This is a genomic window from Lactobacillus sp. YT155 (genome assembly GCF_030504545.1).
In the GTDB taxonomy this organism is placed as follows: Bacteria; Bacillota; Bacilli; order Lactobacillales; family Lactobacillaceae; genus BQUT01.
In genome coordinates, this window is sequence record NZ_JAUKWP010000005.1 from 109,103 (window position 1) to 131,028 (window position 21,926).

At 35.2% G+C, this 21,926-nt stretch carries 23 protein-coding genes; 9 read left to right on the forward strand and 14 right to left on the reverse strand.

What is annotated here, in order from left to right:
- The first annotated feature begins 74 nt into the window (after positions 1-74).
- Positions 75-497, forward strand: a complete 423-nt coding sequence (locus Q2T76_RS06885) for an Hsp20/alpha crystallin family protein (RefSeq protein ID WP_302084797.1) — start codon at positions 75-77, stop codon at positions 495-497.
- Between the two features lie 163 nt (positions 498-660).
- Here Q2T76_RS06885 and Q2T76_RS06890 read toward each other — a convergent pair whose 3' ends face one another.
- On the reverse strand, positions 661-1,284 hold the full coding sequence (locus Q2T76_RS06890) for a histidine phosphatase family protein (protein WP_302084798.1): 624 nt from the start codon (positions 1,282-1,284) through the stop codon (positions 661-663).
- 241 nt (positions 1,285-1,525) lie between these two features.
- Between Q2T76_RS06890 and Q2T76_RS06895 the strand changes: the two genes are divergently transcribed.
- The gene (locus tag Q2T76_RS06895) at positions 1,526-2,788 is read left to right on the forward strand and encodes a uracil-xanthine permease family protein (protein ID WP_302084799.1); all 1,263 of its coding nucleotides are present in this window, start codon (positions 1,526-1,528) and stop codon (positions 2,786-2,788) included.
- A gap of 26 nt (positions 2,789-2,814) precedes the next feature.
- Here the strand turns inward: Q2T76_RS06895 and Q2T76_RS06900 are convergent, their stop codons facing one another.
- Together Q2T76_RS06900 and Q2T76_RS06905 are read right to left on the reverse strand one after the other, a co-directional pair.
- Positions 2,815-4,713 (reverse strand): fructose-1,6-bisphosphatase, encoded by a 1,899-nt coding sequence (locus Q2T76_RS06900; protein ID WP_302084800.1) that lies wholly within the window; start codon positions 4,711-4,713, stop codon positions 2,815-2,817.
- 104 nt (positions 4,714-4,817) lie between these two features.
- Positions 4,818-6,110, reverse strand: a complete 1,293-nt coding sequence (locus tag Q2T76_RS06905; RefSeq protein ID WP_302084801.1) for a nucleobase:cation symporter-2 family protein — start codon at positions 6,108-6,110, stop codon at positions 4,818-4,820.
- Positions 6,111-6,305: 195 nt separating this feature from the next.
- On the opposite strand from Q2T76_RS06905, the gene Q2T76_RS06910 reads away from it, so the two are divergent.
- On the forward strand, positions 6,306-7,733 hold the full coding sequence (locus Q2T76_RS06910) for a C69 family dipeptidase (RefSeq protein ID WP_302084802.1): 1,428 nt from the start codon (positions 6,306-6,308) through the stop codon (positions 7,731-7,733).
- A gap of 103 nt (positions 7,734-7,836) precedes the next feature.
- Here Q2T76_RS06910 and Q2T76_RS06915 read toward each other — a convergent pair whose 3' ends face one another.
- The 3 genes from Q2T76_RS06915 to Q2T76_RS06925 form a co-directional block, all read right to left on the reverse strand.
- Positions 7,837-8,862: a C40 family peptidase gene (locus tag Q2T76_RS06915; RefSeq protein WP_302084803.1), complete on the reverse strand. Its 1,026-nt coding sequence runs from the start codon at positions 8,860-8,862 to the stop codon at positions 7,837-7,839.
- 151 nt (positions 8,863-9,013) lie between these two features.
- On the reverse strand, positions 9,014-9,577 hold the full coding sequence (locus Q2T76_RS06920) for a guanylate kinase (protein WP_302084804.1): 564 nt from the start codon (positions 9,575-9,577) through the stop codon (positions 9,014-9,016).
- A gap of 67 nt (positions 9,578-9,644) precedes the next feature.
- On the reverse strand, positions 9,645-10,523 hold the full coding sequence (locus Q2T76_RS06925; protein WP_302084805.1) for a zinc ribbon domain-containing protein: 879 nt from the start codon (positions 10,521-10,523) through the stop codon (positions 9,645-9,647).
- 145 nt (positions 10,524-10,668) lie between these two features.
- Between Q2T76_RS06925 and Q2T76_RS06930 the strand changes: the two genes are divergently transcribed.
- The gene (locus Q2T76_RS06930; protein ID WP_302084806.1) at positions 10,669-10,878 is read left to right on the forward strand and encodes a DUF2187 domain-containing protein; all 210 of its coding nucleotides are present in this window, start codon (positions 10,669-10,671) and stop codon (positions 10,876-10,878) included.
- Positions 10,879-10,900: 22 nt separating this feature from the next.
- On the opposite strand, the gene Q2T76_RS06935 is transcribed toward Q2T76_RS06930, so the two are convergent.
- Positions 10,901-11,521: an LVIS_2131 family protein gene (locus Q2T76_RS06935; protein WP_302084807.1), complete on the reverse strand. Its 621-nt coding sequence runs from the start codon at positions 11,519-11,521 to the stop codon at positions 10,901-10,903.
- A gap of 350 nt (positions 11,522-11,871) precedes the next feature.
- Here Q2T76_RS06935 and nrdH point away from each other — a divergent pair, with 350 nt between their 5' ends.
- The 4 genes from nrdH to nrdF all read left to right on the forward strand — a co-directional run bounded on the left by nrdH (position 11,872) and on the right by nrdF (position 15,849).
- Positions 11,872-12,102 (forward strand): glutaredoxin-like protein NrdH, encoded by a 231-nt coding sequence (gene nrdH, locus Q2T76_RS06940; RefSeq protein ID WP_302084808.1) that lies wholly within the window; start codon positions 11,872-11,874, stop codon positions 12,100-12,102.
- Positions 12,103-12,104: 2 nt separating this feature from the next.
- Positions 12,105-12,479 (forward strand): class Ib ribonucleoside-diphosphate reductase assembly flavoprotein NrdI, encoded by a 375-nt coding sequence (gene nrdI / locus Q2T76_RS06945; RefSeq protein WP_302084809.1) that lies wholly within the window; start codon positions 12,105-12,107, stop codon positions 12,477-12,479.
- Positions 12,466-14,631, forward strand: a complete 2,166-nt coding sequence (gene nrdE, locus Q2T76_RS06950; RefSeq protein ID WP_302084810.1) for a class 1b ribonucleoside-diphosphate reductase subunit alpha — start codon at positions 12,466-12,468, stop codon at positions 14,629-14,631. The genes nrdI and nrdE overlap by 14 nt, the downstream gene beginning before the upstream one ends.
- A 255-nt stretch (positions 14,632-14,886) precedes the next feature.
- Entirely contained in the window at positions 14,887-15,849 is a 963-nt protein-coding gene (gene nrdF / locus Q2T76_RS06955) for a class 1b ribonucleoside-diphosphate reductase subunit beta (RefSeq protein WP_302084811.1), read from the forward strand.
- A 48-nt stretch (positions 15,850-15,897) separates the two neighbouring features.
- On the opposite strand, the gene Q2T76_RS06960 is transcribed toward nrdF, so the two are convergent.
- Both Q2T76_RS06960 and Q2T76_RS06965 read right to left on the reverse strand, forming a co-directional pair.
- On the reverse strand, positions 15,898-16,578 hold the full coding sequence (locus Q2T76_RS06960; protein ID WP_302084812.1) for a hypothetical protein: 681 nt from the start codon (positions 16,576-16,578) through the stop codon (positions 15,898-15,900).
- 1 nt (position 16,579) lies between these two features.
- Positions 16,580-17,032, reverse strand: a complete 453-nt coding sequence (locus tag Q2T76_RS06965; protein ID WP_302084813.1) for a LytTR family DNA-binding domain-containing protein — start codon at positions 17,030-17,032, stop codon at positions 16,580-16,582.
- A gap of 287 nt (positions 17,033-17,319) precedes the next feature.
- On the opposite strand from Q2T76_RS06965, the gene Q2T76_RS06970 reads away from it, so the two are divergent.
- Complete coding sequence (locus Q2T76_RS06970) at positions 17,320-18,672, forward strand: cytosine permease (RefSeq protein ID WP_302084814.1); 1,353 nt, start codon at positions 17,320-17,322, stop codon at positions 18,670-18,672.
- 16 nt (positions 18,673-18,688) lie between these two features.
- On the opposite strand, the gene Q2T76_RS06975 is transcribed toward Q2T76_RS06970, so the two are convergent.
- The 5 genes from Q2T76_RS06975 to Q2T76_RS06995 are packed head-to-tail and all read right to left on the reverse strand — an operon-like array spanning position 18,689 to position 21,825.
- A complete protein-coding gene (locus Q2T76_RS06975; RefSeq protein ID WP_302084815.1) occupies positions 18,689-18,934 on the reverse strand; it encodes a GlsB/YeaQ/YmgE family stress response membrane protein in 246 nt (81 codons plus the stop codon).
- Between the two features lie 14 nt (positions 18,935-18,948).
- Positions 18,949-19,605 (reverse strand): amino acid ABC transporter permease, encoded by a 657-nt coding sequence (locus tag Q2T76_RS06980; protein WP_302084816.1) that lies wholly within the window; start codon positions 19,603-19,605, stop codon positions 18,949-18,951.
- 12 nt (positions 19,606-19,617) lie between these two features.
- Positions 19,618-20,256: an amino acid ABC transporter permease gene (locus Q2T76_RS06985; RefSeq protein WP_302084817.1), complete on the reverse strand. Its 639-nt coding sequence runs from the start codon at positions 20,254-20,256 to the stop codon at positions 19,618-19,620.
- Positions 20,256-21,074: a glutamate ABC transporter substrate-binding protein gene (locus Q2T76_RS06990; protein WP_302084818.1), complete on the reverse strand. Its 819-nt coding sequence runs from the start codon at positions 21,072-21,074 to the stop codon at positions 20,256-20,258. The genes Q2T76_RS06985 and Q2T76_RS06990 overlap by 1 nt, the downstream gene beginning before the upstream one ends.
- Positions 21,075-21,087: 13 nt before the next feature.
- Positions 21,088-21,825: an amino acid ABC transporter ATP-binding protein gene (locus Q2T76_RS06995; protein WP_302084819.1), complete on the reverse strand. Its 738-nt coding sequence runs from the start codon at positions 21,823-21,825 to the stop codon at positions 21,088-21,090.
- Positions 21,826-21,926: the final 101 nt, after the last annotated feature.

Consider the following 21,926-nt stretch of genomic DNA (forward strand, 5'->3'; position numbering starts at 1 on the left):
AGTCATAATATTTAACAAAGGTGATTTTTGGACCTACAATATAGTTGTAAATAAAAAGAAAGGAAGTTATAACTATGAGAAATGAATTGATGAATCGTAATAATGATATGGCTAATTGGTTTGATGATTTTGGTAACATGTTTAACAGATTAGGATCATTTCCTAAAGTAAATATGAAGTCAGATATTTCTGAAACAAAAGATGCCTATGATGTAAAAATTGACATGCCTGATATGGACAAGAAAGATATCAAACTTTCGTACAAAGATAATCAATTGTTTGTAACTGGCAAACGTGACAGTTTCAGTGATCATGAAGATGACAAAGGCAATATTTTGATGAGTGAACGTAGCTATGGACAGTTCTCAAGAAGTTTTAACTTGCCTAATGTTGACGAGAAAAAAATCTCCGCTAATTATAAGAATGGTACATTGAATATCAAACTTCCAAAGAGTGCAAAGGTCGAAGATGACAGTGGATTAATAAAAATCGACTAACATTCATAAAAACTTCAAACTTTCTCACTGAGAAATTCAAACATTTAGATTATTATAACTAGTATAGAAAGTTAATAGAGAAGAAATTCTTTATTACTTCTTATATTCTTACTCCTCTATAATAAGTATATATAAAAAGAACGCCCTCCCCAGGCGTTCTTTTTTATTGTTCAAAATCCATATTAGCGGTTCTACCATAATAAAGTAAGTAGCGATTACCTTTTGAATCAATTTCATACTTACTTACCCCGCAGTTTCGAGGTTGAATAATTTGGGAGATATCTTTGACATCAACCATCACCTTCATGAAGGCACGTGAGATAAATCCATGACAGACTAAAGCAACTTTCTTATCATCACCTAACTGACTCAACTCAGTTACCAATTGATCAATTCTGGCATAAACTTCTTCATAGGATTCAGCATCTTCAGCGTATTCAATAAAACCGGGCAATAAATATCCTCTTTTATCAAAAACTTCAGGATATTTAACTGATAGTTCAGCTTCAGATTCGCCATCCCAACTGCCATAATCAGCTTCTCTTAGTCGATCATCAGTTTTGATTTCAAGACCAGTTCCAGCTGTTACTATTTGAGCCGTTTCATAAGCCCTTTTTAAAGGACTAGAAATTACTGCATCAAAACCCGATAAATCAAATTCATCGTGTAATTCCTGAGCCTGTTGACGTCCTTTTTCATTCAATGGTAGGTTTGTAGAATTACCATTAATTCTCTTTTCTTTGTTAGTGTCCGTTTCACCATGACGAATAATATATAATTCAACCATAAACTCACCTCATAATTAATATTACTATCATTCTACCATGTTTTATTACCTGTATATTGATATGATTTATTTAATTATTTTCATTGACACTCCCACCCACAAATAGTAGTATTAATAAAAATAAATAACCTTTAATTAAGTCCAGAGAGGCTTGCAAGGTAGTCATAAGTAATAGACTAACTCTATTTAACTAGAGACCTTCTAACCTCCGGGCTGGAAGGTCTTTTTGATGGAGGAAATTATGAAAAACAATAATATTGTTTTGGATGTACATGACAAACCAGCACCACTTCAATGGCTTGGTTTATCAATTCAACACTTATTCGCAATGTTTGGTTCCACAGTTCTAGTTCCAATTTTAGTTGGTTTAAACCCTGGAATTGCTCTATTCAGTTCGGGTGTCGGAACCTTGATGCACATCCTGGTTACTAAAGGAAAAATTCCTTCATATATGAGTTCCAGTTTTGCATTCATTACACCAATGATTGCTTTGATGAAAACAGTCGGTTATCCCGCTATTGCCCAAGGAACAATCGCTGTTGGTGTTGTTTATCTAATTGTGGCTACAATGGTAAGTTTCTTAGGAACTGGTTGGATTGATAAAGCATTGCCACCAATTGTAGTTGGTCCAATCATCATGGTTATCGGGCTTTCACTTGCCGGTAACGCCGGAAAAGATGCCACCATGAATAATGGTCATTATGATGTTAGATTCTTCATCGTGGCTTTTGCAACATTATTCATCACCATCGCCTTTAACATGTTACTCAAAGGATTTGCCAGTCAAATTTCAATCTTAATCGGAGTTTTTTGTGGTTATATTATTGCTGCAATGTTTGGACTAGTCGATTTTACAGCCGTAATTAATACCCCTTGGTTCAAAACTCCTGACTTTGAAATTCCGTTTGTTTCATATAAACCACAAATTTATTGGGGAGCTATCTTAGGAATGGCACCAATTGCTTTCGTAACTATGACCGAACATATGGGTCACATTATGGTCCTAGATGAATTAACTGGTAAGAACTTCTTAAAAGATCCTGGATTGAATCGTACTTTAGCCGGCGACGGAGCAGCTTCAATTGTTGCTGGATTAATCGGTGGACCATCGATTACTTCATACGGTGAAAACATTGGAGTTATGGCTATCAACAAAATTTATAGTGTTTATGTCATTATCGGTGCAGCAGTTTTCGCAATGATTTTCGGATTTGTCGGTAAGTTGAGTGCCTTAATTCAAAGCATTCCACTTCCAGTAATTGGTGGAATTAGTTTTCTACTATTTGGAGTAATTGCTTCTTCAGGTCTTAGAATCCTGGTCGATAATCAAGTCGACTTCAACAAAAATCGTAACTTAATGATTGCCTCATCTGTATTGGTAATCGGAATCGGAAATGTCTTCTTACAAATTGGTACTTTCCAATTCTCGGGTGTTGCTGTAGCAACTATTGTCGGTATGTTACTAAATGCTGTTCTTCCTCAAAACGCTCGCAACGAACAATAAAAAGCCTCCCTTTACGGAAGGCTTTTTTAATATTCTTTTAGCACTTGTTTTAATTCAGTAATTTCTTGTTTCAATTCTTGACCAATATCAGTATCCGCAACCGTCATTCTCCGCTCTGCTTTAGCCACAACTTTTTTGGTTGAAACAATATCAGTCATTTCAGCGATCGCTTGTTGTCGTGTAACAAACGGTTCATGAGTTACTAGTTGAAAACCATATGAATTATAGAGTAATGTATAGCCACCAATTCCGGTGGTTTTTTGATATGGTTTGGACATCCCGCCATCAATTACAAACATTTTCTTATTGGCCATAATTGGCGAATGACCTTTTTTCACCGGAGTATGTCCATTGATGACATGACCTGTTGCAGGATCAAGCCCAAACTCAGTTAGAACTCGATCAACAAACCATTCCTGATGGCGCAAACTGTAATATGAATTCTTTTTTTCGTGATGAGTGTTTTCATCACTGATAAAATATCTTTCAAATGTCTTCATCGCTTGCTTACCAAAGAGCGGCGACCTTGCTCCAGTCCATAAATACCAAAGTAGGTCTGAAGTATTTTCATCTCTTTGGGATAAGTTTTGAAACCCATTCTTCAATACTTCTTCGAAAAACTCAAATAATTCCTTACCTTGATAGCGTTTGCCATTAAGTTCGAAACTTTCAAAATTTCCTTCTGAATCAACTGGAATGCAGCCATGTAGTAACAAATTATTATTGTATTTCAAATACATGCTTCCATGACTAATCAAAAAATCCGCATGTTTCTTTAGCTGTGATGAAGTAACAAATGAATTGATTAATCCATCTAAAATTTCCTGTTCTTCAGCAGTCAATGCCGCCACATCATTAACATCAAGCGTTTGGAAGCATCCATTTTCAATTGGATATACTTTGCCGTCTAGCTTTATTGATTTAAAATCAGCAGTCATTCTTTCTAATACTCGGCGATCATCCATCCGAAACTCTGGGTGTCGTTTAATAGCTTGCATCTCTAGTTTAAATTGAATAATAGCAATCGCTTGTTGAATTTTATTCGTTTGTCGCAACTCTGCCTCAGAAATCTGACGGCGGTTTTCTATTTTTGTTTTAAAACTTGGATTAACTTCATAATTTCGATCCGCAAACATCGACAAGTGACGTAAATTGATACCATAGCTGTCTTCCAAAATATCCAAGTTGTTATATCGCGCACTAATTCTAATCAAATTTGCGATACAAAGCGGAGCTCCCATTGCCCCACCAAGCCATAAAATATCATGGTTTCCCCACTGAAAATCAACATTTTTGAACTTCATCAGTTTTTCGACAATTAAATCTGGATGTGGTCCACGATCATAAATATCGCCAATTACATGGATACGATCCACAACTAGTTTTTGAATGGTATGAGCTGTAGCAATAATGAACTCCTTTGCCACCTTCAAATCAATCAAATTATCAACAATTTGTTGGTAATATTCATCCTTATTAATATCTTCTTCATTAATATACAAAAGTTCTTCAGTTATATAGATGAAATCTGGGTTGAGTGCTTTACGAACTTTCGAACGAGTGTACTTACTACCCACGACTTTTAACAGTTCAATTAAGAAATAAAAGTTTTGTTCATACCAGTAACGCCCATCATTAACCTCCTTTTCTACCATCTCACTAGGATAGTAAATCAAAAAAGCTAATTCTTTTTGTTGAGTCAGCGACAACTCTTGACCAAATCTTTCGTGAATCTTTTGAAAAATATTCCCCGAACCATTTCGGAAAATGTGCGCAAAAGCATCATATTCACCATGAATATCACTAACAAATTCTTCTGTACTCTTTGGTAAGTTCAAAATTGCCGACAAGTTGATAATTTCGGTTTTTACATTATTTTTATTGGCAAAATACTCATGCATAACTTTCGAAGTTATTTTATCCATAATTAATCTATACCAATTCCTTTAAGTTTACTGTATGGAACTACCATAGCAACTATACCAAAATTATGCAAGGCCCCTTTATTGCAAATAAAAAAGCCCCCTGATTAGGCAGCTTTTTTGTTCATTACTTCATTTAATAGGAAGTTTAGGATAATAGCAGTGAAACTTCCTACTACTAGTCCATTATTTAAGATTGTTTGTAAAGTAGCAGGTAATGATTGAAGTAAGGTTGGCTGAACACTGACACCGACACCAATTCCAATCGAAACTCCGATAATTAATAAATTGTTGCTAGTCATTTCGACATTGCTGAGCATTTTTATTCCTTCGGCACCAACAATTCCGAACATAACTAACATTGCTCCTCCTAAAACTGAGGTAGGAATCAAAGTGGCAATTGCGCCAATCTTAGGAATTAGTCCTAAAATCATCAACATAACTGCCGAATAGAAAACTGGAACAACTGATTTGATTCGAGAAATTTCAACCACACCTACGTTTTGTGAGAAAGTTGAGTAAGGGAAAGTATTAAAAATTCCACCTAATGTAGCGGCGATTCCTTCCGCACGATACCCATGTTTCAAATCTGTTTCCGATAAGTCTCGACCAGTAATTTCAGCTAAGGCGAAGAATACTCCTGTTGACTCAATCATACATGTTAAAGCTGCCAGTAACATGATTAAGATGGATGACCATTCGAACTTAGGTGTTGCAAAGTAGAATGGTTGGGGAATTTGAAACCAATGAGCAGAACTAACTGGATCAAGTCCAATTTTACCCATAGCAAGAGCCACAAAACTCATAACCACAATTCCAATTAGAATAGAAATTTGCTTGATGAAACCTTTTCCAAAGATATTGATTAAAATGATAATCAAAACAGTACTAAAACCTAAGAATAAGTTTGTAGAATTACCAAAGTCGGCTGCTTTAACATTACCACCACCAAGATTTTGAAAAGCTACTGGAATCAAAGTGAATCCAATTAAGGTAATTAAAGATCCTGTTACAATAGTAGGAAAAAATCTTTTTAGTTTTGAAAAAACACCAGCAATTAAGAAAATACAAATACCGGTAACAATAATAGCGCCATACATATAACCTATTCCGTGATTAACACCGATGTTTTGTAGCGGTGTTACGTACTCGACGGCTGAACCTAAAACAACTGGCAACCCAATTCCTGTTAAAGGTGTTCTCTTTAATTGTAGTAACGTAGCAATTCCGCACATAAAGATATCTGCCGATATCAAGTATGTCATTTGTTGAGCGTTGAATCCTAAAGTTGCTCCAACCAATAAAGGAATCAGAATGTCTCCTGAATACATTGCTAATAAATGTTGAAATCCTAAAATGGCATTTTTGATAAATGATACATTTTCATTCTTAGCTTCCATTATTTCTCCAATCATCCGTAAATTTAAAATTTGTATTTCTATATTACCACTTCAAAAGTTCTCAAACAATCAAAATATGAACTATTTTTCATAAATTCCAATAAATTGTTCGCCTTTATTCTCGATGGGAGATTTTTTAGTAAACTTTCTGATTGTGGTAAAATCAATATATTGACAATTGGAGGTCTATATATAATGGTAAAACAATTAAGTGCCTGTACCACAATGTTGGTCGGCAAAAAAGCTTCGATGGATGGCTCAACAATGATTGCCAGAAATGATGACACATTTTTCGCAGTTGCACCACATAATTTCGACTTTCATCCAGCTGAAACAGGAAAAAAGGGACGTGTAGTAAAATCTTGGCTTAACGGCTTTGAAGAAGAAATTCCTGAAGATAATTATAGTTGGCAAGGTGTTCCTAATGTTGACTACAAAAATAAAGGTTATTATGACGAAAGTGGTATCAATGGTAAGAACGTTGCCATGAGTGGTACCGAAAGTACTTATGGTAACGAACGGGCTCTAGCTTACGACCCTTTGGTAAAAGATGGACTAGATGAAGACTGTATCGTTCGTATGGTATTGCCTTTCATCGATTCAGCTCAAGCTGGTGTTCAACGCTTAGGTGAACTCATCAAAAAACATGGTTCACCTGCTGGAAACTCAGTATTGTTCTCTGACAAAGATGATATCTGGTATATGGAAATCGTTACTGGACATCACTGGGTTGCTCAAAGAATTCCGGACGATAGCTACGCTATAACTGGAAACCGTGTTGCTATTACACAAGTTGACTTCAATGATCCTAAGAATTTCATGTGGTCTGAAGGCATTCAAGAATTTGTTGAACAATATCACTTGAACACCGATCAAACCGGTTTTAACTTCCGTCACATCTTTGGAACAAGCAACTTAAAAGATCGTCATTACAACACACCTAGACAATGGTATGGTCAAAAACTATTTAATCCAGAATTAGATCAAGATCCCGAAGATACTGAATTACCTTTCGTTATGAAAACTGACCACAAGTTCAGCGTTGATGATATCGAAGAATTCTTAGGTTCACATTATAATGAAACGGAATTTGACCCATTGGGACATGGCTCAGAAGCTGACAAGAAGAGATATCGTCCAATTGGTTTGAATAGAACTCAAAATGCTCACGTACTACAAATCAGAAACGATGTTCCCGAAGAATATGCTGCCATTATGTGGTTGTGTATCGGTTATCCAACTTTCACACCGTTCATTCCTTTCTATACTAATATGAATGATACCGAAGAAAGCTTTAAGAACTTAACTACTGAATTTGATATGAATAAAGCCTACTGGATGTACAAAGCATTAAGTGTACAAGTAGAATCAAACTACTCAGCTTACATTCAAGACAACATTGACTACTTAATTTCATGTCGTCAAGAACTTCGTGCTAGCGTTGCCAAAACAGATTCTGAAGCTAAGAATTATTCAGGTGACGAGCTAACTGAATTCTTAACCAAACAAAACCAAGCACTAGTTGCTTCAATGAGAACTAAGGCTATGAAATTCATGGATTCACTTTACGTTAAAGGTATCGGACTTTCTAAGTTAACCTTTAATATGGATGAAAACTTGTAATACAAATGAAGACCTGCATTCTGCAGGTCTTTTTTTATACTCAAATTTTGAGTACAAAAAAACAACTCCGATGGAGTTGTTTTTAATTTCATATTTATTATCTTTATGGACGTACAGCGAATTGTGGCATGTAGTATTGCATACTTCCAACTTTAACGTTTTGTCCTGGTTGTGGAGCATGGATGTATTGTCCACCACCGATGTAGATAGCTACGTGATATGAAGCACCACGTGAACCCCAGAATAGAAGGTCACCAGGTTGTAATGCGTTCAATGAAACTGATCTACCAGCACTTTCTTGTGCTACTGTGTATCCACCAACACTTGAACCGTATGCGTAGTATACAAGACCTGAACAGTCGAATGCGTTAGGACCTTTAGCACCCCATACATATGGTTTACCAATTTGAGCTCTAGCAATGCTGATAGCTTGTGCAGCACTACGACGGCCAGGTACTGATGAACCATTTGAAGCACCTTGTGATGCGTTATTGTTTGATTGTGCAGGTGCTTGTGCTGCTGGACGTTGAGCAGCTGGTTGTTGTGTTTGAGTTTGTGCTGCTGGTTGTTGAGCAGCTGGTTGTTGTGTTTGAGTTTGTGTAGCAGCTTGTGCTGATGTTCCGTTTGTTGAAACAAACTCTGCAGAAACCCATCCACCGTCAACTTGGTACCATGTTGAACCGTTTACTGATTTTGTTGATTTAACAGCTTTTGATTGGCCGTTAAACATATATTTACCAGTAGCAACACCTGAGTTAGCGTCTGTCCAAATAGTGATAGCACCATTTGCATATTTACCAGTAACTGTTTGTGATGTTGCAGCTGTTGAAGCAGCAGGTGCTGCAGCTGAATTTGTTGAAACATATTTAGCAGCAACCCAGCTATCGTTACCTAAGTTGTACCATTTTTCACCAAATACTTGTTTTTCAGCAGTAATGTTAACTTTTTGGTTTTGAGCTAAGTATGACTTAACTTTTTGACCTTTGTCAGTGCTATTCCAAACTGTTGTAGCACCTTCTTTATAGCTAACAGTTCCTTGTGTTGCAGCTGATACTTCGTTAGCAGCAACTGATAACAAAGCTAAACCTGAAACACCAATGATACTTTTCTTTAAGATATTCTTTTTCAATATTCAATCCCCTTACAAAGAGTTTTTTATTTAAATTATTTTATTAACCTACGCTGAATAGCATACCAATCACACTGCTCGAAAACCATTAATAAACAATTAATATAACTTTACAATCATGTTACAGAGGCAAACCTTGATATATCAACGTTCAACGAGTTTCTTCAGTGATTATTTCTTCAACTTTGCTTAACATTTTATTAAAATTATTATTTTTCACTTCATATACTCGACCTTGCAAGTAATTTGGCACTTCTAAATCACGCTTTAATTCATCACTTTTTAGACGTTGTTCAATTTTCTGAGGGTCATCACCACGCTTAATTAACCGCTTTTTTAGTTCTTCAATTGAGTCGACCGCTAAATAAATGGCAATTACTTGATCTTTAAAGGTATCGAGATAAGTTTTTGCACCCTGAGTTTCCACAACAATTGATACTATATCGTTATGTTCCCAAGCTTTTTCCAATCCTTCTTTTGAAGATCCGTAGCGATAGTTTCCATACTTAACGTTTTCAACTAAATGGTTCTTAAAAAAAGTCTCTTCGGTTTCAAAATAATAATCTTTTCCATCTTGCTCATAGCTTCGAGGCGGTCTAGTGGTATGAGTGATAATTGGTTTTATTCCTAAATCTTCAGCAAGTTTTTGAGCCAATGTTGATTTTCCAGAACCTGATGCTCCGGTAATAACAACAACTTTTTTCTTCGTCGACATACTTCATTCCTCGTTTGTAATATCTATTCATACTATCATTTTGAAGACAAATAAAGAAGCTGATTTCTCAGCTTCTTTTTACTTTTGATGAATAAACTGTCATTACAAATGTTGAAAGAATTATTACAAAAAACATAATTCCTGGGGTCAATCCCAAACTAAAACCAAGTTGCCTTAATCTAGAAGTTTCATAATAAATAAAAATTAGTGAAGACGTGTAGATAGCAAATAGTAAAAAGCTAAGTAACGTTCTCATAAAGCGTCCACCTAAGAAGGTTAGGGCAATTACTAAGATTGGTATTAAGATTAGAATGTAAAATCCAATTAGTAACAGTCCTTGTAAGTCAAATTGTAACCCCAAGGCATTAGTTAATTTCGCAGCTACTCCACCAAGATTTAAAGCATCGTACATTGTCATCGGTGTTGCCGTGTCAAAGTTGGTTGTTGATGCATCAATTCGGATAAAGTTTCCCACAAAACTTGCACCTAAAGTCACTAACGAACTAATCATTAAAACTACCACATTGGATAATCTTAAAAATCTTGGTTTTCTAGCTACTTGTTGAACTTCGCCATTCTCATCAACGACAGTACTTTTTTTACCTGCACTGCTAATTCTAGTCTCTAGACTTTCTTTGCCACCATTAGTTGCACCCGCACGAAGATAGTACATCAATACAAATAACGCAAAAGCAATTCCGCCAACGACTAGTTTCCACCAACTCAATAGTCCTACGATAATAATTCCTAAGAGTAATAACAGTGGATTATTCTTTGCATAGTTTGAATACACATTAATTGTTTGTTTTTGTGGTGAGGATTCTTCTTGTCTTCTTCTAGTTCTAGATTGTTGTTGATCAGCGGGTTCGTTATATATTTTGAACCCACAGTTTGGACAAAATTTTTGTCCCGGTTCAATCGGTTGTTGACAATTTGGGCAAACCATTTACATACTCCTTTTGCTTCCATTGTTTCTATATATTATAGTTAATTTTTGTTAAATTGGTGAGAAACTTAATAAATTGTAAATATCTTAAATATATAGTAGTATTATCGTTATTATTTCACTCAAGAAATAGGAGTTGTTGAAGATGAAAATTGAAGATTTAAAAGTTGGCGATTTCGTTGAAGGAAAAGTCGAAGAAGATATGGAAAAATCTTTCATGGGCAAAATCGAAAAGGTTTATGAAAATTCTGCTTTACTAGAAATTGTCAGTAACGATCCCGATGATGATCCTAACGTGGCTGAATTAAACCACAAAATCATCGTCAATATTAACAATATGAAAATTGCCAAATAAAAAAGACTCGTTTGAGTCTTTTTTATTTTTCTTTCACGAAATTACTTGCTGGAATTTTAATCACCCAATATTCATTGGCTTTTTTTCCAGCATGCATTCCTAACCCGTTCAAGAAATTATTCTTATATGTACCCTTCATCTTTGCCACAAAAGCACCTTGGTTATCTTTGTTGGCTTTTAGCAAGGCTTTTTTATCCCAAGGGTAATTATTAATAGTAGTTTTTAAATCTTTTTCATCATCAATAACTACAGCATTTTTACTACTTACTTTATATTTAGCATTTGTCTGCCAGAAAGTATATTCATCAAATGATGCTTTATCAAAAGCTTTCTTTTGAACAAAATAACCGGTGTATCCATTAGTTTGAACAACTAACGGTTTGTAACTATATGAAATCTCTACTCGTTGACTATCATTTACATCAACTCGATTAAAGAATGTCACTGTTACCATAAAGATAAAACCAGCTAGCAAAACCGCAATTTCGGCAATATCAATTATTGCACCACTCCAAGAAAACTTCTTCTTGTCGACGACAATCATTTTCAAGTGACGTTTTCTAACGTTTTGTACAATAAAGACAAACCAGCCGATTAAAATAATCCATGCAATTATTCCGATAACGTTCCAAATTGATCCCATAATTAACTCCTTGTAAAACTTATTTTAAATTTTAACATATCTCTTCCTAAATTCATCCGATATGTCTCTTCTTTTTGACTATTTTTATGAAAGTTTTTTTAACAATTTAAACAAATTCTCTAGTATCAATCGTTTTTTACAACCACTATATCTTGTGTTTCAACACCTTCCTAACAGTTAAAGAATTCTTAATATTTTGATTAAACCTTACAGCCACTAAGTCCGAACAATCCCTTATGATGTATTTACAAAAAAAAGTAACACAATATATTGTGTTTTTTTGCTAAAGCCGTATACTAGTCATATAAATTAATTAAAAAAATTACAAACGAATTTGGGAAGAAAAGATTATGGATAATATAGTTGTATATAGTAAAAATAATTGCATGCAATGCAAAATGACAAAAAGATATTTATCAGAACACAATGTGAACTTTCAAGAAATCAATGTCAGCAACGAACCTGAATATATTGATTATCTAAAAGGACTAGGTTATCAAAGCGTACCCGTCGTTATGCAAAATGATAACAATCCAATTGTTGGATTCCGTCCAGATGCTTTGAAGGGTCTCGTTGATTAAGTATGCCTAATATTGCTTACTACACAGTAACCGGACAAACCAGAAGGTTTATTAAAAAAACCGGTTTAGAAGCATATGAAATAAATGACGCCGATCCTTTCTACGAAATGGGTCGGCCTTTTATTTTGGTTGTTCCATCATATGACGACGATATGATGGACCCTGTAATTGATTTTCTTGGATACAAATCTAATCGTAAAAACATTGTGGGAGTTGTCGGTAGCGGAAATCGTAACTTTAATGAACTATTCAATCACACAGGTAAAGACATTGCCAAAGGTCTAAACATCCCTGTTCTATATGAATATGAATTTAATGGTACTGACCGAGATGTTGAAGAATTTAAGAAGGTAGTGAATACAATTGGGATTAAATAGTTTAGACGTAAAAGACGTTACATATTTTGAGTTAAATAATGAAATCAACCGTCCTGTTGACGGAAAAATTCCTTTGAATAAGGATAAAGAAGCTATTGATGCTTTCTTTAAAGAAAACGTTGAGCCAAATACCAAAAAATTTGACTCATTTTCTGATCACATCAAGTACTTGATTGATAATGATTATATTGAAGAAGAAGTTGTGAATGAATATCAACTTTCTTTCATTGAGGATTTGTACAATCACCTCAAAGATCAACACTTCCAATTTCAATCATTTATGGCCGCATACAAACTTTATAATCAATATATTCTCAAGACTAACGACCGTGAATATTATCTAGAAGATTATGAAATGCGTATTCTATTTAATGCGCTTATGTACGCTAAAGGTGATGAAACTCAAGCTAAAATCATCGCCGAAGAAATGATTTCTCAACGCTATCAACCAGCAACTCCAACATTTTTGAATGCTGGTCGTAAACGTCGTGGAGAGTTTGTTTCTTGTTTCTTAATTCAAATCACCGATGATATGAACAGTATTGGTCGTGCAATCAACTCTGCACTTCAACTATCACGTATCGGTGGTGGTGTCGGTATTACCCTATCTAACTTGCGTGAAGCTGGTTCTCCTATTAAAGGAATTAAAGGTGCTTCTAGTGGTGTAATCCCAGTTATGAAGTTACTTGAAGACAGTTTTAGTTACAGTAACCAACTTGGTCAAAGACAAGGTGCTGGTGCCGTTTATTTGAACGTTTTCCATCCGGATATTATTCAATTCTTGTCAGCCAAGAAAGAAAATGCCGACGAAAAAATCCGTGTTAAGACACTTTCATTAGGTGTTATCGTACCTGATAAGTACTATGAATTAATCCGTGAAGATAAAGACATGTACTTATTCAGTCCATACGATGTTGAGAGAATCTACGGAACTCCTTTCTCATACGTTGATATTACTGAAGAATATGACAAAATGGTTGCTAACAACGATATCAAGAAATATAAGATTCGTGCTCGCGATCTTGAAAACGAAATCAGTAAGCTCCAACAAGAATCAGGTTATCCATATATTCTGAATATTGATACCGTTAACCGTGCTAACCCAGTTGATGGAAAAATCATCATGAGTAACTTGTGTTCTGAAATTCAACAAGTTCAAATTCCATCATTCCTAAATGATGCTCAAGAATATGAACAACTAGGAACTGACGTTAGTTGTAACCTAGGGTCAACCAATATCTTGAATATGATGGAAAGTCCTGATTTTGGTAAATCAGTAGCTGCAATGACTCGTGCTTTAACTTATGTTTCTGATGCTTCAAACATCGAAGCTGTACCTTCAATTAGATACGGTAACGAATTAAGTCATTCAATTGGTCTTGGTGCTATGGGTCTTCATACTTACCTTGCTAAACACCATATCGAATACGGTTCAGAAGAAGCAATTGAGTTTATCGGAACTTACTTCCTACTACTTAACTACTGGACATTAGTTGAAAGTAACAACATTGCTCGCACACGTGGCGAATCATTCCATAATTTTGAGAAATCAAAATACGCTGATGGAACTTACTTTGACACTTATACTTCAAATGACTTTGCTCCAAAGACAAAACGTGTACAAGAATTGTTTGATGGAATCTTCATCCCTACTCCTAGTGATTGGGAAGAATTGAAGCAAAAAGTTCAAAAAGATGGACTATATAACCAAAACCGTTTAGCTGTAGCTCCTACTGGTTCAATTTCTTACATCAATAATACCAGTGCTAGTCTACAACCTATCACTCGTTTAGTTGAAGAAAGACAAGAAAAGAAAAACGGTAAATTATATTTCCCAGCTCCATTCTTAGATAACGAAACCATCAAGTACTACAAATCTGCTTATGATACTGACATGCGTAAAGTTATTGATATTTACGCCGCAGCACAACAACATATTGATCAAGGAATGAGTTTGACACTCTTCATCAGATCAACAATTCCAGAAGGAATTTACGACTGGAAGACTGACGAAAAACAATCAACTCGTGACCTAAATATTCTTAGAAACTATGCCTTCTACAAAGGTATCAAATCACTATATTACGTCCGTACATTTACAGATGATGATAATGAAGTTGGAAGTAACGACTGCGAAAGCTGTATTATATAAAAAAGAGCGTGACAAGAAGTGTTTAAAGATTGAGCATTAACGAAATTTAATTAAATTACTTCGTAAGAAGTGGTTTGATTAAATAAATTAGGTGAAATCTTTGCTTCTTGGAACGCGTTTAAAAATGAGAGCGTGACAAGTAACGGGAGGAATCGAGTACTAAGATGATTTTGAATAATTTCGCAAGAAGTTACTTTAAAATTAACTTAGGCAGAGATTTCTGTTACTTAAAACGCGTTTAAAAGGAGATTTTTCATGGCAGAAATGTATTATGAAGCGATTAACTGGAACCAAATCGAAGATGCAATCGATAAAGCAACCTGGGAAAAACTAACTGAGCAATTCTGGTTAGATACCCGTATTCCGCTATCAAATGACTTGGATGATTGGCGTGAATTAAGCAAAGAAGAACAAGATCTTGTAGGTCACGTTTTCGGTGGACTTACTTTACTTGATACTTTGCAATCACAAGATGGTATTGACCAACTAAGACATGACATCAGAACTCAAGAAGAAACTGCTGTTTTAAACAACATTCAATTCATGGAATCTGTTCATGCCAAAAGTTATTCTTCAATCTTTAGTACTTTAAACACTGCTGAAGAAATTGATGAAATCTTTGACTGGACTAACCACAATGAATACCTACAAAAGAAAGCTGAAATTATTAACGGTATTTATCAAACAGGTACTCCATTAGAAAAGAAAGTTGCTAGTGTTTTCCTAGAAACATTCCTATTCTACTCAGGATTCTATACTCCACTTTATTACCTGGGTAATAATAAATTAGCTAACGTTGCTGAAATCATTAAATTAATCATTCGTGATGAATCAGTTCACGGAACTTACATTGGCTACAAATTCCAATTAGGTTTCAACGAATTATCTGAAGAAGAACAAGAAAAATTCCAAGAATGGATGTATGACCTTCTTTACAAACTTTACGATAACGAAGAAAAATACACTGAAACCTTGTACGACGGTATCGGCTGGACAGAGCAAGTTAAGACATTCTTGAGATATAACGCTAATAAAGCCTTGATGAACCTTGGACAAAACCCATTATTCCCAGATACTGCTGAAGACGTTAACCCAATTGTTATGAACGGTATTTCAACCGGAACTAACAACCACGACTTCTTCTCACAAGTTGGTAATGGTTACCTTCTAGGAAACGTTGAAGCTATGAAAAACGATGACTACGATATTGGTAGATAATAAAAAAAGAAGATGAGATTCATCTTCTTTTTTTATTGCTTAAATTATTTAACTATAGATGATTTCAAGACCACTTAATGACATGTTTCCTTTGATTGTCAGTTGATGATTGAATTCACCATCGAAGAAAATATCTTCGCGCGAAATTCCACTCATAAACCGATCCACGTCCACAATTACGTTCCAATCACGAGGAACATAAACTTTTACACTACTCATTGACGCATCAACATTTAATACTGGATTTGAAGTAATCCTTTGATTAAAGTATAAGGAAACTCCTGACATTGAAGTACTTAAATTAACATTCTGTAGGTTTTCAGAATCTAGATAACGAATGTCATTGGCATATCTTGAACCAATATTAACTACTGTGGCGTCGTCATTTTGAATGCCTCTATTATTTGTGCCTGTCTTTCTATACCCATGAGGAAAAATGAAAGATACTCCGATAGAAAGAAGTACTGCAGCACCTAAAACTGACCAAGAACTAATTCTTTCCAATCCAAAATACTTAGCATATATAATAAACAGAAAAGCTACCATGAAAATAAATCCTGTGTAAGACCGATACATCAAACTTTTAATTCCAAAGGCCACAATTATTACTGTTAATAAAATTGTCCAAAATCCAATTTGAGGTAATACGATTCCTATTCCTAATTGATTGAGAATCAAGAATATTGCGCTAAATATAAAAAATATTCCCCAAAACCATCTGTGTTTCATATTAATTCTCCTTTTTTTCTAACTTATTTTTTAATTGCCGATAATATTTTCTAGAGACATACTGTTGTTTAACCGAATTTTGAAACCCGATTACTGTCCCCGTTATTGATTTGCTAATAGAGTATATTTTTCGAGTATTAACAATCGAAGATTTTGATGACCTTACAAAATAGTTCGGAAGAATTTCTTCTAATTCCATCAATTTCTTTCTAGTAATAAAGGATTCAGCTTCAGTATGAACATAATTTTTACGGTCGGAAATTTCAAAAAATAAAATTTCATCAATCGATAACTGATATTCTTTATCATTTCCAATTACTAAAAGTTGTTGGTCAGTCTTTATGAGTTCTTTAATTTGTTTCTTTAATTCTGTTACTTTTTCAGTATTCTCAGCTGATTTGATAATAATTTCTGTATCATTTATATTTTGATCAATTTCAACTTTAATTTTCAAAATTTCCTCCTTTCAGCACCCTTATATAATCATATTTACAATGTAAAATAAATTCAATTTGTCTAAGTGGTTATTTTTATGTACTAAGTAGTTATTATTACTCTAAATATACCATTTTCCGTTGCATCTACTTCTTCCCTCAGGTAAACTTAGTCTAATAATTCTTTTAACTCCAGTCCTGTGAGGCTGGCAAGGGAGCGACTTAACTCAAATTTGCCTTTAGCAAATCGCTCTTTTTAGAGCGATTTTTTATTTTGGTTAATTCCTTCTCTAGAAATGGAGAGCATATGAATTTCAAAAAACGTAACGTTATCACTAGTGAACAAAGATCAATGAGTAATTGGGACATGTTAGCTACTTGGATTGGTGCCAACGCCAATAACGGAACTTGGTACATTGGTGGTGTCATTGCCGCTTGTGGCTTTGTTACTTCATCAACTTTATTAATTGTGGTCGGTTGTTTAGCCTATGTCTTGTTGGCGTTGACTTCACTCATGGGCTACGAAACGGGCTTAAATACCATGTCATTAACTCGTGGATCTTTTGGTGTGAAAGGTTCGATTCTGCCTTCAGCTATCAATATCGTCCAATTTATTGGTTGGGCTGCAGTTAATACTTACATTGCTGCAATCTCAGTTGAGTTCATCCTCCGTGATATTTTTCGGTGGTCAATTAATAATCAAGCAATGAACCGCGTTGGCCTTTTTGCCGGCATTATTATCATGTCGTGTCTACACTTATTAAGTATTTCTCTAGGCGAAAAATCAGTTCGTTTGATTGAAAGATTCGGAATTATTTTAGTAACTATTTTTGTTATTTGGGAATCAATTGTTGTCTTAAAAACTGTCCCTCTATCAGAAATCATTCATTGGCAACCTCACACTAAATCCTTCTTACCAGCAGGTTCAGCCATTGATATTTTAGCCGCCTTTAACTTAGCCTGGGTAACAGCAGCTGCCGACTTTAGTCGCTTCTCCAAGACCAAAAAGGCCGCCACAGTCTCATCATTTATTGGCGCTAACCTAGGATTAATCTGGTTTGCTTTGATGGGCTTAATAGCCACCATCGCCACTGCAATTACGCTCCATACTTATGATCCTAACAATTCCGATCCTAGTACCATCGCCACAAAACTTGGATTGGGCGCATTAGCTTTAGTAGTAATTATGTTAACTAGTACCACCGCCAATGCGGTCAATCTGATGGCAGCTGGCTCTGCCGTAACTAATATTTTCTCCAAAGTGAAATTAAAAACCGCTCTCTGGATTGTTACGATTGTCGCAACCTTTGTCACCTTTATTCCAGCTTATGTAGCAACTTTCTTAGAAACCTTCCAGTTATTCTTAGACGGAATCGGCATGTTCCTCGGTCCTGAAATTGCGGTCTTCTTAACTGATTATTTTATTGTTCGCAAAAGAAGTTATCAAATAGATGAATTTGATTCAAAAACTGGTCAATATTGGTACTTTAAGGGTATTAACTTGATTGCCTTTGCTTCCTGGATAATTGGCGTTATTTCCTACTTTGCCTTAAAGAAGCTCGACTTCTTAACACAAACTATCGGCGCAACTTTTGTATCGATTATCATCACCGCAATTGTTTATTACATTTTGACCAAAATAAAAGAAGCTCAACATTAAGTTGAGCTTCTTTTTTTTAATTTCTTTTTAAAGTGTTTACGATTAAACTGGCAACAATTACCAAGACTACTGCTCCAATAATTGATGGAAAAATTGCCATTCCTGCAAGATGTGGTTCCCAACTTCCGAGGAACATTTCACCGAAGTAGGAACCGGCAAGTCCGGCCACAATGTTCAAAATCCATCCTAATGATGTCTTTGTAACGGCACCGGCTAGTGCCCCGATAATTGCCCCAATGATTAAAACCCAAATTAAATGCATAATAAACTCCTTTTCTAAGCTTTGATTCGTCGATTAATTCCTTTTGAAAGTAGCGATAATCCATAACATACCACAAAGTACATTACTGACATTGCCACAAACATTGGAATGATAAAGTTAGCATTTTGTCCATAAATAATTTGCGCATGTTGCATCAATTCTGGCACCACGATAATGGTTGCTAACGACGTGTCTTTGATTAAAGAAATGAATTGACTAACAATCGCTGGAATCATTTTTTTATAAGCTTGTGGCAAGATAATATACCACATTGCCTGTAAATAAGTCATTCCTGTCGATCGCGATCCTTCCATCTGTCCCTTAGGAACTGCCAGAATACCGGAACGAACAATTTCTGCAATCATAGCCGATTCAAATACCGTCATAGCTAAAATCGCTGCTGGAATTGTGTCCGGTTTGAATCCTAAATTTGGCAATCCAAAATATGTAAAGAAGATGATTAAAAGTAACGGCAAGTTTCTCATGATATCAATGATGAAACCAACAATTTTTGAAAGATATTTGATTTCGGTGTAACGAATTATTCCTAATATTGAACCTAAAATAAAACTCAATATTACGGATACCACCGAGATAAATACCGTTACTCCTAGACCCATCAGAAGGAAGCGCAAATTGATAAATGAGTAAGCATCAATAAAGTTTTGCATAATATCTTCCTCCTAAGCCATTTTCTTTTCTAGATGTTGCATGTAATAACTCATTGGTAGAGTGATTACTAAGTACAACAAACCAACGATTAAATAACTGTTGATTGTATCAAAGGTCGTTGATGCCAACATATTCCCCTGATACATTAGGTCAAATCCAGCAACAAAAGCTAACACGGATGAATTCTTCACCAGGTTAACAAATTGATTTCCCAATGGTGGAATAACAATCTTGAAAGCTTGTGGCAAGATAATATAACGCATACTTTGCCAATAAGTCATTCCCGTTGATCGCGCACCTTCCATTTGGCCAATATCAATTGACTGAATTCCTGAACGAACAGTCTCCGCAATAAACGCCGAAGTATAGATGGTCAAACCAATTGTTCCAGCGGTGAAGCCATTGATTTTGACCACATACATTGGGATTACCAAGTAGAAGAACATGGTAATAACAAGTAACGGAATGTTACGGAATATTTCCACATAGATTTGCCCGATAACTCGAGCTGTTTTGCTAGGGAGAACTTCCATGATAGCGAAGAATGATCCAATAATTAGACTAAAGAATAGCGCCAGAATACTGGATAATAGTGTCCATCCTAATCCATTTAGAAGCTCTTCCCAATGATTCGATATAATATTTATCATTAGCGATACAACTCCTTATAGTTAAATTTTGGAACATCCCCGAACCACTTCTTAATTAGTTCATTGTATTCACCACTAGCTTCAATTTCTTTGATTGCCTTATTAGCAGCTTTGACAAAATCTCTTTGATCTTTATTTACTGCGATACTATAAGGCTCTTTGGTAAATGTTCCACCGACAACTTTGAATCCTTTATTTTGCACAGCCATACCATACAAAATACCATTATCAGTCGTTAAAGCATCACCTTGTCCCGACTTCAAAGCTGACATTGCTTGCGCATAATCTTGTAATTGTAAGACTTTAGCATCAGGGGCAACTTTTTTAATATTTTCAACCGAGTTAGAACCAACTACTCCAAGAACAGTTTTGTTCTTCAAGTCAGCTGTTGTCTTGATTGGCGAATTATCTGGTACCAGTAGTGATTGCCCAGCATCAAAATATGAATTAGAAAAATCAACAATCTTTGAACGTTCTGGTGTATTTGTCATTGTGGCAATGATGGCATCAATATTTCCATTTTTTAAAAGGGGAATTCTTGATTGCGAAGTAACTGTGACAAACTTAGCCTTGCCATCTTTTCCGAGGATTTTCTTGGTGATTAGTTTGGCCATATCAACGTCAAATCCTTTTTGTTGACCATCTCTTACATCAGTTAGCCCAAATAATTTGGTGTCGGCTTTGACACCCCAAGTAATAGTTTTTGATTCTTTCGCATTTTCTAAAACCGATTGCTCGGCCACACTACCGTTAGAACAGCCAGCAATTAAGAGGATAATCAATAAGAAAGGCATCAAAAAAAGCTTCTTGTTTTTCATTTTTGACCTCCTACTAGTGAGAAATAATCTTGCTCAAGAATTTTTTAGCTCGTTCATTTTGTGGGTTAGCAAAGAATGACTTCGTATCTGAGTCTTCAAGAATTTGACCGTCATCCATAAAAATAACTCGATCAGCGACTTCTTTAGCGAAGCCCATCTCGTGAGTTACGATTAGAGAAGTCATGTCACCACGTGAGGCAACTTCTTTGATAACTTGTAACACATCATCAATCATTTCTGGATCTAAAGCACTGGTTGGTTCATCAAATAACATACACTTAGGTTTCATTGCTAATGATCTAGCAATAGCTACACGTTGTGCTTGTCCACCTGAGATTTGTGAAGGCATGTTCTCTGCCTTGTCTTCTAATCCAACCATTTTTAACATTTCAATAGCACGTTGTTTATTTTCTTCTTCACTTAACTTCAAGACAATTCTTGGAGCTAACATGACATTTTCTAATACATTTTTATTCTGATAGAGATTAAAATGTTGGAATACCATTCCAACATCTTTTCTTAAAAGATTAATATTTGTCTTGGGATTAGAGAGGTCGCGACCATTCACGATTAGCTTACCATCTTGAATATCTTCCAAACCATTAACTGTTCTAGCTAGTGTACTCTTACCAGAACCTGATGGCCCGATTAACACTACAGTTTCCCCTTTATCAATTGTTAAATTAATGTCTTTTAACGCATGAAACTTTCCATAATACTTCTGAACATCGTGAAATTCGATCATTGACATTCGTAGCACCTCCGTATTTTGCGTGTGTACATTAGAAATATTTTAATTCAAAAACATACTTCAACGCAAGAAAAAAACCTCATTATCTGAGATTTTTTTAT